Origin of the sequence: Streptomyces plumbidurans (genome assembly GCF_019857225.1) — a bacterium.
GTDB classification, from domain to species: domain Bacteria; phylum Actinomycetota; class Actinomycetes; order Streptomycetales; family Streptomycetaceae; genus Streptomyces; species Streptomyces plumbidurans.
The window spans coordinates 79,480-91,082 of record NZ_JAFJSY010000034.1; the positions used below are offsets into that span (position 1 = coordinate 79,480).

At 69.1% G+C, this 11,603-nt stretch carries 10 protein-coding genes and 1 tRNA gene; 6 read left to right on the forward strand and 5 right to left on the reverse strand.

Translation table 11 applies throughout. The features are described 5' to 3' along the window. Window positions 1-92 precede the first annotated feature (92 nt). From JYK17_RS22375 to JYK17_RS22390, 4 genes are read left to right on the forward strand one after another with little or no spacing between them, the layout of a single operon-like run. On the forward strand, window positions 93-1,025 hold the full coding sequence (locus JYK17_RS22375) for a branched-chain amino acid ABC transporter permease (RefSeq protein WP_108013470.1): 933 nt from the start codon (window positions 93-95) through the stop codon (window positions 1,023-1,025). A gap of 5 nt (window positions 1,026-1,030) precedes the next feature. Then, window positions 1,031-2,815 carry a branched-chain amino acid ABC transporter permease gene (locus tag JYK17_RS22380; protein WP_181362521.1) on the forward strand — a complete coding sequence of 595 codons (1,785 nt, stop codon included), beginning with the start codon at window positions 1,031-1,033 and terminating at the stop codon, window positions 2,813-2,815. After that, on the forward strand, window positions 2,812-3,696 hold the full coding sequence (locus JYK17_RS22385; protein ID WP_108013468.1) for an ABC transporter ATP-binding protein: 885 nt from the start codon (window positions 2,812-2,814) through the stop codon (window positions 3,694-3,696). The genes JYK17_RS22380 and JYK17_RS22385 overlap by 4 nt, the downstream gene beginning before the upstream one ends. Further along, complete coding sequence (locus tag JYK17_RS22390) at window positions 3,693-4,409, forward strand: ABC transporter ATP-binding protein (RefSeq protein WP_108013467.1); 717 nt, start codon at window positions 3,693-3,695, stop codon at window positions 4,407-4,409. Before JYK17_RS22385 ends, JYK17_RS22390 begins: the two co-directional genes overlap by 4 nt. Before the next feature lie 82 nt (window positions 4,410-4,491). Here JYK17_RS22390 and JYK17_RS22395 read toward each other — a convergent pair whose 3' ends face one another. Further along, window positions 4,492-5,148, reverse strand: coding sequence for an ANTAR domain-containing response regulator (locus JYK17_RS22395; protein ID WP_108013466.1), 657 nt, complete (start codon window positions 5,146-5,148; stop codon window positions 4,492-4,494). A 101-nt stretch (window positions 5,149-5,249) separates the two neighbouring features. Here JYK17_RS22395 and JYK17_RS22400 point away from each other — a divergent pair. Both JYK17_RS22400 and JYK17_RS22405 read left to right on the forward strand, forming a co-directional pair. Then, a tRNA-Leu gene (locus JYK17_RS22400) sits at window positions 5,250-5,324 on the forward strand. Between the two features lie 105 nt (window positions 5,325-5,429). Then, on the forward strand, window positions 5,430-6,185 hold the full coding sequence (locus JYK17_RS22405) for a helix-turn-helix domain-containing protein (RefSeq protein WP_222811052.1): 756 nt from the start codon (window positions 5,430-5,432) through the stop codon (window positions 6,183-6,185). 10 nt (window positions 6,186-6,195) lie between these two features. Here the strand turns inward: JYK17_RS22405 and pyk are convergent, their stop codons facing one another. From pyk to JYK17_RS22425, 4 genes are all read right to left on the reverse strand, one after another. Continuing rightward, window positions 6,196-7,632, reverse strand: a complete 1,437-nt coding sequence (gene pyk, locus JYK17_RS22410; RefSeq protein ID WP_128803345.1) for a pyruvate kinase — start codon at window positions 7,630-7,632, stop codon at window positions 6,196-6,198. Window positions 7,633-7,772: 140 nt separating this feature from the next. Next, a complete protein-coding gene (locus JYK17_RS22415; RefSeq protein WP_108013463.1) occupies window positions 7,773-8,486 on the reverse strand; it encodes an SIMPL domain-containing protein in 714 nt (237 codons plus the stop codon). Between the two features lie 63 nt (window positions 8,487-8,549). Further along, on the reverse strand, window positions 8,550-9,983 hold the full coding sequence (locus tag JYK17_RS22420; RefSeq protein WP_108013462.1) for a lysine N(6)-hydroxylase/L-ornithine N(5)-oxygenase family protein: 1,434 nt from the start codon (window positions 9,981-9,983) through the stop codon (window positions 8,550-8,552). After that, complete coding sequence (locus JYK17_RS22425; protein WP_222811053.1) at window positions 9,980-11,416, reverse strand: pyridoxal phosphate-dependent decarboxylase family protein; 1,437 nt, start codon at window positions 11,414-11,416, stop codon at window positions 9,980-9,982. The genes JYK17_RS22420 and JYK17_RS22425 overlap by 4 nt, the downstream gene beginning before the upstream one ends. Window positions 11,417-11,603: the final 187 nt, after the last annotated feature.

Sequence of the window (11,603 nt, forward strand, 5' to 3'; positions counted from 1 at the left end):
AGCACCACCCCAGGGCCGCGCGGCCGACCACACGTCACCGCGCGGCCCGTTCCACGCCCCTTGCTCACTCCCCACCACATGGAGGCCATGCGGTGAACACCCTGCCGCAGCAGCTGGCCAACGGGCTGTTCCTCGGCTCGATGTACGGGCTGATCGCCATCGGCTACACGATGGTGTACGGCATCGTCCAGCTCATCAACTTCGCCCATGGCGAGATCTTCATGACCGGCGGCTTCGGCGCGCTCACGGTCTATCTCTACGTCCTGCCCGACGGCACATCCATGTGGATAGCCCTCCCGGCGATGCTCATAGGCGGCGGACTCGTCTCCGTCCTCATCGCCGTCGGGGCGGAACGCTTCGCCTACCGGCCCCTACGCGGCGCCCCACGCCTGGCACCCCTCATCACCGCGATCGGCCTCTCCCTCGCACTCCAGCAGGCCGTCTTCAACTGGTACCCGGACGCCAAGACCGACCGCAAATTCCCGCAGATCGACGCCGGCCCCTGGCACCTCGGCTCCATCAGCATCAGCAGCGGCTCCCTCTTCGTCATCATCGCCGCCCCCGTGTGCATGGCGGCCCTCGCCTTCTTCGTCCGCCTCTCCCGCACCGGCCGCGCCATGCAGGCCACCGCCCAGGACCCGGACACCGCCCAGCTCATGGGCATCGACACCAACCGCATCATCGTGGTCGCCTTCGCCATCGGCGGCTTCTTCGCCGCCGTCGCCGCCGTCGCCTACGGCCTGCGCCTCGGACAGATCAAGTACGACATGGGCTTCCAGATGGGCCTCAAGGCCTTCACCGCCGCCGTCCTCGGCGGCATCGGCAACATCTACGGCGCCATGATCGGCGGCCTCGTCCTCGGCCTCGCCGAAACCCTGGCCACCTCCTACATCGACGAGATCCCCGGCATGCAGCAGCTCGGCGGCGGCGGCTGGTCCTCCGTCTGGGCCTTCGTCCTGCTCATCCTCGTACTGCTCTTCAGGCCACAGGGCCTCGTCGGCGAACGCGTCGCGGACAGGGCGTGATGACCATGACGACCACCACCCAGACCACGCCCACCACGCCGGACACCCCGCGCGGCCTCATCCCGCTGCCCCAGTCCGCCGCGCGCGTCCTCGTCGCCCTCGGCGCCATCGGCACCATCGCCAGCGCCTACATGTCCTGGACCTGGACCTCCGACTTCCCCGGAGACCTCACCTACTACGGCTCCCCCGCCGGACTCCAGATCCTCGCCCTCGTCGCCGGCGTACTCACCCTGCTCTACGCCCTCACCCGCTGGAACATCCGCGGCCTGACCTGGCTCAACCCGGCCGGCGCCACCGCCCCCGTGTTCCTCGCCGCCGCCTCCGCCTTCGCCGTCACCTGGTTCAGCGCCATCGCCATCGCGGTCGACCTCGGAGGCCTCGCCAACCTCGACCCCGGCGCCTACGTCGCCATCGTCTCCTCCCTCGTCGCCCTCCTCGGCGCCCTCGCGCTGCCCAGCCCCGGCGACACCTTCAAGGCCTGGATCAGCAAGCCGGACAACATCCCCCCGGCCGGCCGCATCCCCGCCTGGGCCGAACGCCTCGTCGTCACCGCGGCCACCGCCCTCGGCCTGATCGTCTTCGCCTACGGCGTCGGCGTCGACCCCGACGCCAGCGAAACGTTCCTCGGCTACCTCCTGCTCGTCGTCTTCGGCACCTGGGCACTCATCACCGCCGGCCTCACCGACCGGTTCTCCGCCCTCAACGCCCGGCACAAGGGATTCGCCACCTCCATGGCCTTCCTCGCCGCCGCGCTCTTCCCCTTCGTCGAGAACAACGAGCACAACGCCAACCTCGGCGTGAACATCCTCGTCGTCGCCACCGTCGCCCTCGGCCTCAACATCGTCGTCGGCCTCACCGGACTCCTCGACCTCGGATACGTCGCCTTCCTCGGCGTCGGCGCCTACGCCGCCGCCCTCGTCTCCGGCTCCGAGTTCTCCCGCTTCTCCGGCGTCCAGTTCCCCTTCTGGGCCGCCATGCTCACCGGCATGGCCGCGTCGCTCGTCTTCGGCGTCCTCATCGGCGCCCCGACCCTGCGACTGCGCGGCGACTACCTCGCCATCGTCACCCTCGGCTTCGGAGAGATCTTCCGCATCTCCGTCAACAACCTCGACGGCTCCTCCGGACCCAACCTCACCAACGGGCCCAACGGCATCTCGATGATCCCCGACCTGGAGATCTTCGGCTTCAACTTCGGCAGCACCCACGACATCGGCTCCGTCACCATCGGCCGATTCGCCAACTACCTGCTGCTGATGCTGATCATCACCGCCATCGTCGTCCTCGTCTTCACCCGGGCCGCCGACTCCCGCATCGGCCGCTCCTGGATCGCCATCCGCGAGGACGAGACCGCCGCGACCGCCATGGGCATCAACGGCTTCCGCGTCAAGCTCATCGCCTTCGCCCTCGGCGCCTCCCTCGCCGGCCTCGCCGGCACCGTCAGCGCCCACGTCGGCTACAGCGTCAACCCCGCCCCCTACCAGTTCGCCGGCTCCGTGCCCCCGAACTCCGCCTTCCTCCTCGCCGCGGTCGTCCTCGGCGGCATGGGCACCGTGGGCGGCCCCATCCTCGGCGCCACACTCCTCTACCTCCTGCCCGAGAAGCTCAGCTTCCTCAAGGAGTACCAGCTCTTCGCCTTCGGCCTCGCGCTCGTCATCCTCATGCGCTTCCGCCCCGAAGGCATCATCGCCAACCGGCGCCGCCAGCTCGAATTCCACGAAGCCGAAGAACCCGACATCCCCGATCAGAGCCTTCCCGACACCACCGTCGGCGCCACCAAGGCAGGGGCGTGACCACCATGACCACCACCACGGCCACCAGCCCCGTCCTCGAAGCCAGCGGCGTCACCATGCGCTTCGGCGGCCTCACCGCCGTACGCAGCGTCGACCTCACCGTCAACAGCGGCGAGATCGTCGGCCTCATCGGACCCAACGGCGCGGGCAAGACCACCTTCTTCAACTGCCTCACCGGCCTCTACATCCCCACCGAAGGCAAGGTCTCCTACAAGGGCACCGTCCTGCCGCCCAAACCGCACCTCGTCACCAACGCCGGCATCGCCCGCACCTTCCAGAACATCCGGCTCTTCGCCAACATGACCGTCCTGGAAAACGTCCTCGTCGGCCGCCACACCCGCACCAAGGAAGGCCTCTGGTCCGCCCTCCTGCGCGGCCCCGGCTTCCGCAAGGCCGAAACCGCCTCCCGCGAACGCGCCATGGAACTCCTCGAGTTCATCGGCCTCGCCCACAAGGCCGACCACCTCGCCCGCAACCTCCCCTACGGCGAGCAGCGCAAGCTCGAAATCGCCCGAGCCCTCGCCAGCGACCCCGGACTCCTCCTCCTCGACGAGCCCACCGCCGGCATGAACCCCCAGGAGACGCGGGCCACCGAAGAACTCGTCTTCGCCATCCGCGACCAGGGCATCGCCGTCCTCGTCATCGAGCACGACATGCGCTTCATCTTCAACCTGTGCGACCGCGTCGCCTGCCTCGTCCAGGGCGAAAAACTCGTCGAAGGCACCTCCGACGTCGTCCAGGGCGACGAACGCGTCGTCGCCGCCTACCTCGGCACCCCCTTCGAAGGCGCACCCGGCGACGAGGAAGTCGCCGAGGTCGAGGCAGCCGAGACCGGCACCGGAGCGCAGAGCACCACCAGCAAGGAAGGGAGCGCCCAGTGACCGCACTGCTCGAGGTCGAGGACCTCAAGGTCGCCTACGGCAAGATCGAAGCCGTCAAGGGCATCTCCTTCACCGTCGAGGCCGGCCAGATCGTCACCCTCATCGGCACCAACGGCGCAGGCAAGACCACCACCCTGCGCACCCTCTCCGGGCTCCACAAGCCCAGCAACGGCCGCATCCTCTTCGAGGGCAAGCCACTCAGGAACGTCCCCGCACACAAGATCGTCGCCCTCGGCCTCGCCCACTCCCCCGAGGGCCGGCACATCTTCCCCCGCCTGACGATCACCGAGAACCTCCAGCTCGGAGCCTTCCTGCGCAAGGACAAAGAAGGCATCGAAAAGGACATCCAGCGCGCCTACGACCTCTTCCCCATCCTCGGGGAACGCCGCAAGCAGGCCGCGGGAACGCTCTCCGGCGGCGAGCAGCAGATGCTGGCCATGGGCCGCGCACTCATGTCCCAGCCGAAACTGCTCATGCTCGACGAACCCTCCATGGGCCTCTCCCCGATCATGATGCAGAAGATCATGTCGACCATCGTCGAGCTCAAGTCCCAGGGCACCACGATCCTGCTCGTCGAGCAGAACGCCCAGGCGGCACTGTCGCTCGCCGACCAGGGCCACGTCATGGAGGTCGGCAACATCGTCCTGTCCGGAACGGGCCAGGACCTCCTCCACGACGAGTCGGTCCGCAAGGCCTACCTCGGCGAGGACTGAGCGCCTGCCGCGAGCGCCACACGAAGAGGCCCGCGCCCCGGACGACCGGGGACGCGGGCCTCTTCGTACGACTCACGCCGACTCAGTCCTTGGACGCCTTCTTCTCATCGGCGTCCTGGATGACCGCCTCGGCGACCTGCTGCATCGACATGCGGCGGTCCATGGAGGTCTTCTGGATCCACCGGAAAGCGGCCGGCTCGGACAGGCCGTACTCCGTCTGCAGAATGGACTTCGCCCGGTCGACCAGCTTCCGCGTCTCCAGACGCAGCGTGAGGTCGGCGACCTCCTTCTCCAGCTCCTTCAGCTCCGTGAACCGCGAGACGGCCATCTCGATCGCCGGAACGACATCACTCTTGCTGAACGGCTTCACCAGGTACGCCATCGCACCCGCGTCCCGGGCACGCTCGACCAGGTCGCGCTGCGAGAAGGCGGTCAGCATCAGCACCGGGGCGATCCGCTCCTCGGCGATCTTCTCGGCCGCCGAGATGCCGTCCAGCTTCGGCATCTTCACATCGAGGATTACGAGATCCGGCCGGTGCTCGCGAGCGAGCTCGACGGCCCGCTCACCGTCACCGGCCTCACCGACGACGCTGTAGCCCTCCTCCTCCAGCATCTCCTTGAGATCGAGCCGGATAAGGGCCTCGTCCTCGGCGATGACGACACGGGTCGTCAGCGGAGGCACGTGCGACTGATCGTCGTCGGGCGCGTCCACGGGCTGGGGCGACTCGGGGGCGGTCACTGAAGCTCCTTGTTGCAGGGCACGGGTGCAGCTGACAAGAGCCTACCCAGCTGCGGTAAGGTAGGTGCCCGGAGGGTCAGCGCAAACCTTTGATTCTTCGAGCCCCGGTAGCCCAATTGGCAGCAGGCAATGGATTCAAAACCCATACAGTGTCGGTTCGAGTCCGACCCGGGGCACTTTCCTTAGATTCCATGGTCGCAATTCAGAAGCGGATGTTCACCTTCTCGTGAACATCCGCTTTTCGCCGCGTGTCGTCGCGATCACTCTCACAGAGTGGACGCATGTACGACGTCAGCACGCGCAGGCGAGCACTCGCTCTGGTCTCGCAAGGCCGCAGCCTGAATTCGGTGAGCCGGGAAACGGGCATCTCCAGAGCCGCGATCCGCTCCTGGCAGAGCCGCCTGGAACCGCTGCCGCGTATGGCGCCTGAAGATCCCGGACCACCTGCCGACGCACTGGCGTACGCCTACCTACTGGGCCTCTATCTCGGCGACGGCTGCGTCAGCGCTCATCCGCGCAGCGGTTACTACTTGCGCATCGCCTGCGCTGACGCATGGCCAGGGCTCATCGAGCTGTGTCGCGACGCCATCAAGAAGGTGCGACCCGCCGTCGGCGTCTACCTCGTGCAGAAGCAGGGTTGCACGTCGGTCACGAGCTACAGCCGGCACTGGCCCGCGCTCTTCCCTCAGCACGGCCCCGGCAGGAAGCACGACCGTCGTATTGCACTGGAACCCTGGCAGCAGGAAATCGTCGACGCGCACCCCTGGGAGTTCATCCGTGGCCTCATTCACTCCGACGGCTGCCGCATCACCAACTGGACCACTCGGCTCGTAGCCGGTGAACGCAAGCGCTACGAATATCCCCGGTACTTCTTCACCAACGTCTCCGACGACATCCGGAAGCTGTACACCGACACGCTGGACAAGCTCGGTATCGACTGGACCCGCTGCACCCGCAACGGAGTCCCGTACAACATCTCCGTCGCCAAGAAGGGCTGCGTCGCCCTGCTGGACACCCATGTAGGGCCCAAGTACTGAGCCCCGCCGCCTACTTCGGGCTGTCGTCCTCCCCGACATGGTGGACCCGGACCAGGTTCGTGGAGCCGGAGACCCCCGGAGGGGAGCCTGCCGTGATGACGACGATGTCGCCCTTCTCGCAGCGGCCGTACTTGAGGAGCAGTTCGTCCACCTGGTCGACCATCGCGTCCGTGGATTCCACGTGCGGGCCCAGGAACGTCTCCGCGCCCCAGGTCAGGCTGAGGTAGGAGCGGGTGGAGGGTTCGGGGGTGAAGGCGAGGAGGGGGATCGGGGAGCGGTAGCGGGAGAGGCGGCGGGCGGTGTCGCCGGACTGGGTGAAGGCGACGAGGAACTTGGCGCCGAGGAAGTCGCCCATCTCGGCGGCCGCTCGGGCCACGGCGCCCCCCTGTGTGCGGGGTTTGTTGCGCTCGGTCAGCGGTGGGAGGCCCTTCGCGAGCAGGTCCTCCTCGGCGGCCTCGACGATCTTCGCCATGGTGCGGACGGTCTCGACGGGGTATTTGCCGACGCTGGTCTCGCCGGAGAGCATCACGGCGTCCGTGCCGTCGATGACGGCGTTGGCGACGTCGGAGGCCTCGGCGCGGGTGGGCCGGGAGTTGTCGATCATCGAGTCGAGCATCTGGGTGGCGACGATCACCGGCTTGGCGTTGCGCTTGGCCAGTTTGACGGCGCGCTTCTGGACGATCGGGACGTCCTCCAGGGGCATTTCGACGCCGAGATCCCCGCGGGCGACCATGATGCCGTCGAAGGCGGCGACGATGTCGTCGATCGCTTCGACTGCCTGGGGTTTTTCGACCTTGGCGATGACGGGGAGGCGGCGGCCCTCCTCGTCCATGATGCGGTGGACGTCCTCGATGTCGCGGCCGGTGCGGACGAAGGAGAGGGCGATGACGTCGAAGCCGGTGCGCAGCGCCCAGCGCAGGTCTGTTTCGTCCTTGTCGGAGAGGGCGGGGACGGAGACGGCGACTCCGGGGAGGTTGAGGCCTTTGTGGTCGGAGACCATGCCGCCTTCGACGACGGTGGTGTGGACGCGGGGTCCGTCGACGGAGGTGACTTCGAGGCAGACTTTGCCGTCGTCGACGAGGATGCGTTCGCCGGGTGCGACGTCGGCGGCGAGGCCGGTGTAGGTGGTGCCGCAGGTGTGTCCGTTTCCTTGGGCGCCTTCTTCGACGGTGATGGTGAAGGTGTCGCCGCGTTCAAGGAGTACGGGGCCTTCGGCGAAGCTGCCGAGCCTGATCTTCGGACCCTGAAGGTCGGCGAGGAGTCCGACGCTGCGGCCGGTCTCGTCGGCGGCCTTGCGCACTCGCTGGTAGCGCTCCTCGTGCTCGGCGTGGCTGCCGTGGCTGAGGTTGAAGCGGGCTACGTCCATTCCGGCGTCGACCAGGGCTTTGATCTGGTCGTACGAGTCGGTGGCGGGGCCCAGGGTACAGACGATTTTTGCTCGGCGCATGGTTCGAGCCTAGGCCTTACCGGCGGGTAGAGAATTGGGTGAGGGTGACTGCTCAACAACCTTTGCATGACGTGCTGTTGACAAGTATTGAATTGTGCGCGGGGGCGCTCCGATGAGCATTTGCGGGGCCGGCTTTGGGGTCAGAGTCGTGGCGGGATCATGGTGAATCGGGCGTTGACAGCGGCGTGGATCTTCTGGCGCTGGGGTTCGAGGTCGAGGGGGGCCGCGGTGTCGTCGGGGGCGGCTCCGTAGGCCATGGAGCGCATCCGGCCGGGGGCCGGGGCGTGGGGCTGGGCGTCCTCGGCGCCGATGTCGGCCAGTTCGACCAGGGCGGAGAGGGTGGTGCCGAGTGCGTCGGCGTACTCGGCGGCGCGCTGGACGGCTTCCTTCACGGCTTGTTGCCGGGCCTGTCGGTGGGCGGGTGAGTCGGGGCGCAGGGCCCACCAGGGGCCGTCGACTCGGGTCAGGTCCAGGTCGGCGAGGCGTGTGGTGAGTTCGCCGAGGGCGGTGAAGTCGGTCAGTTCGGCGGTGAGGTGGACGCGGCCGTGGTAGGCGTGGATGCGTTCGCCGCGGCCTTTGTCCTTGAGTTCGGGGCTGATGGAGAAGGCTCCGGTTTCGAGGTGTTCCACGGCGTCTCCGTAGGACTTGATGAGTTCCAGTGCGGCGGCGTTGCGGCGGGTGAGGTCGTCGAGGGCGGCGCGGCGGTCCTTGCCGCGGGAGGCGACGGTGATGCCGATGCGGGCGATCTCGGGGTCGACTTCGAGGCGGGCTTCGCCGCGTACGGCGATGCGGGGGGCGTCGGGGGTGCCGTACGGGAGGGCGGGGCGGGGGCCGTCTGCTGCGGGGGTGGTCATGGGTTCCACTGTGTCACCGCTTGATCCGGCCGGCCGTGTACCGGCTGTGTCTCGGTCTGTGGCTCAGTTGCTCTCGGCGAGTGGGATGAGGACCTGGGCCTGGCGGGCCTGGGGGATGCGTGGGCTTGGTGTCTGGTCGAGTCCGAAGGTGGTGAAGGCGGTTCGGGCGGGCAGTGGGTAGGTTTCCTCGCCGGTCAGGGAGTTGAGAATGGTGGCGCTGCGCCAGGCGGCGAGGCCGAGGTCGGGGGCGCCGACGCCGTGGGTGTGGCGTTCGGCGTTCTGGACGTAGAGGTGGCAGCCGGTGCCGCTGATGGCGGGGTCGAGGGCGAGGCGGAACTGCTCGTCGATGCGCGGGCGTTGACGGTTGTCGCGGCGCAGGTAGGGGTCGAGGCCGGCCAGGAGCCGGTCGAGGGGGCGTTCGCGGTAGCCGGTGGCCAGGACGACGGCGTCGGTGGTGAGTCGGGCGCGGGTGTCCTGCTGGATGTGTTCGAGGTGGAGTTCGACCTTGGTGGTGGCGATACGTCCGGCGGTCCGGACGCGGACCGCCGGGGTCAGGACGACGTCGGGCCAGCCGCCGTGCAGGGTGCGGTCGTAGAGCTCCTGGTGGATGGCGGCGATGGTGTCGGTGTCGATGCCTTTGTGGAGTTGCCACTGGCCGGTGACGAGCCGGTCGCGGACGCCTTCGGGGAGGGCGTGGAAGTAGCGGGTGTAGTCGGGGGTGAAGTGTTCGAGGCCGAGCTTGGAGTACTCCATGGGTGCGAAGGCCTCGGTGCGGCCGAGCCAGTGCAGTTTTTCGTGGCCGGTGGGCCGGGCGCGGAGCAGGTCGAGGAAGATCTCGGCGCCGGACTGCCCGGATCCGATGACGGTGATGTGGTCGGCGGCGAGGAGGGTGTCGCGGTGGGTGAGGTAGTCGGCGGCGTGGATCACGGGTACGCCGGGGGCGTCGACGAGTGGTTTGAGGGGTTCCGGGATGTGGGGTTCGGTGCCGATGCCGAGGGCGATGTTCCGCGTGTAGGTGCGGCCGAGGGCTTCGGCTTCGCCGTCGTTGTCGAGTTGGGTGAAGTCGACTTCGAACAGGTCGCGTTCGGGGTTCCAGCGGACGGCGTCGACCTGGTGGCCGAAGTGGAGCGCGGGGAGGTTGTCCGCGACCCAGCGGCAGTAGGTGTCGTATTCGGCGCGCTGGATGTGGAAGCGCTCGGCGAAGTAGAAGGGGAAGAGCCGGTCGCGGGCCTTGAGGTGGTTGAGGAAGGACCAGGGGCTGGCGGGGTCGGCGAGGGTGACGAGGTCGGCGAGGAAGGGGACTTGGATGCGGGCGCCGTCGATGAGCAGGCCGGAGTGCCAGTTGAAGGCGGGGCGTTGCTCGTAGAAGGCGGTGTCGAGTGCGGTGAGGGGGTGGGCGAGGGCGGCGAGGGAGAGGTTGAAGGGGCCGATGCCGATGCCGACCAGGTCGCGGGGGGCGTCGGGTCGGCGGTGTGGGGGGTGGGGGGTGGTGCTCATCGGGGGGTGTGTCCTTCCACAAGTGTGTGAGTGTCCTCGCCGCCCGGTTCGACCGGCTCGGTGGCCTGTTCGGTGGCCTGTTCGGTGGCTCTTTCGACGAGGGCGAGGAGGGTGGCCAGGTCGGCGGGGCGGGTGTGGGGGTTGAGCAGGGTGGCCTTGAGCCAGAGCCGGCCGTCGAGGCGGGCGCGGCCGAGGACGGCGTGTCCCTGGTGGAGGAGGGTGCGGCGTACGGCGGCGACGGTGTCGTCGCTCGTGCGGGCGGGCCGGAACAGGACGGTGCTGATGGTGGGCCGGTCGTGGAGCTCGAAGCCGGGGTGGTCGTGGACGAGGGCCGCGAACTCCCGGGCGTGGCCGCAGACTTGGTCGATCAGGGCACCGAGGCCGCTGCGGCCGAGTGTCTTCAGCGTGACGGCGATCTTGAGGATGTCGGGGCGGCGGGTGGTGCGCAGGGAGCGGCCGAGGAGGTCGGGCAGTCCGGCCGCGATGTCGTCGTCGGCGTTGAGGTAGTCGGTGTGCTGGTGGAGGGCCGCGAGGTCGCGGGGGTGACGGACCGCGAGGAGTCCGGCGGCGACCGGTTGCCAGCCGAGTTTGTGCAGGTCGAGGGCGATGGTGTGGGCGCGTTCCAGTCCGGCGAGTTTCTCGCGGTGCCGGTCGCTGAACAGCATGCCTCCGCCGTAGGCGGCGTCGATGTGCAGCCGGGCGCGGTGGGCTCGGCACAGGGCGGCGATCTCGGGCAGGGGGTCGATGAGTCCCGCGTCGGTGGTGCCCGCGGTGGCGGCGACCAGGTGGGGGCCGGGGTGGGCGGTGAGGGCCTTGTCGAGGGCGGCGGGGTCGAGGGTGCCGGCGGGGGCGGGGAGGGTCACCGGGTCGGGCAGGCCGAGAAGCCAGGCGGCGCGGGGCAGTGAGTGGTGGGCGTTGGTGCCGCAGACGAGCCGCGTGTGGGGGCCGTGGAGTTCACGGGCGAGCAGCAGGGCGATCTGGTGGGCCTCGGTGGCGCCGGTGGTGACGACGGCGTCGGAGGCGCCGGCTTCTCTGGCGAGGGTCCGGGTGACGAGGGCTTCGAGCGCGGAGGCGGCCGGGGCCTGGTCCCAGGAGTCGAGGGAGGGGTTGAGGACGCTCGCGGCGAGGTCGGCGGCGGTGGCGACGGCCAGGGGCGGGCAGTGCAGGTGGGCGGCGCACAGCGGGTGGGCCGGGTCGGCGGCGCCTTCGGCGAGGGCGCGCACGAGGGTGTGCAGGGCGTCGGGCTCGCCGTCCTGTGGCAGTACGTCGCCGGCGGCGTCGTGCACCCGCGCGGTCACGGCGTCCGGTCCCCCGGCGGGCAGCGGGCCGCCGCGCGCGTGTGCGCCTTCGTCCAGCGCGTCGAGCACGGTGGCGAGCAGCGGTCGCAGGGCGTCGCGGCCTTCGGGTCCCGAGGCGAGGGCCGGTGTGGTCATGGGTTCCTCCCGGGCGCGCAGGCAGAGGGAGTTCCAGCTTGTACGCGGATGCGTGCGCGTGCCCGGAGAGTCAACGATCGGAACCCGAAAGGGGGTACGCCCTGCGGGGCTTCAGCGGGGGGAGGTCGTGGGTGCCGGTGGCTGGGGGCTGCCGCCCCCAGACCCCCGCTCCGGCCCTGGACGGGCC

Bases quoted from the DNA above. Each gene is read 5' to 3' on its own strand.
- JYK17_RS22380 (WP_181362521.1), top strand. From the start codon at position 1,031: ATGACGACCACCACCCAGACCACGCCCACCACGCCGGACACCCCGCGC.
- JYK17_RS22405 (WP_222811052.1), top strand. From the start codon at position 5,430: ATGTACGACGTCAGCACGCGCAGGCGAGCACTCGCTCTGGTCTCGCAA.
- pyk (WP_128803345.1), bottom strand. From the start codon at position 7,632: ATGCGCCGAGCAAAAATCGTCTGTACCCTGGGCCCCGCCACCGACTCG.
- JYK17_RS22415 (WP_108013463.1), bottom strand. From the start codon at position 8,486: ATGACCACCCCCGCAGCAGACGGCCCCCGCCCCGCCCTCCCGTACGGC.
- JYK17_RS22420 (WP_108013462.1), bottom strand. From the start codon at position 9,983: ATGAGCACCACCCCCCACCCCCCACACCGCCGACCCGACGCCCCCCGC.
- JYK17_RS22425 (WP_222811053.1), bottom strand. From the start codon at position 11,416: ATGACCACACCGGCCCTCGCCTCGGGACCCGAAGGCCGCGACGCCCTG.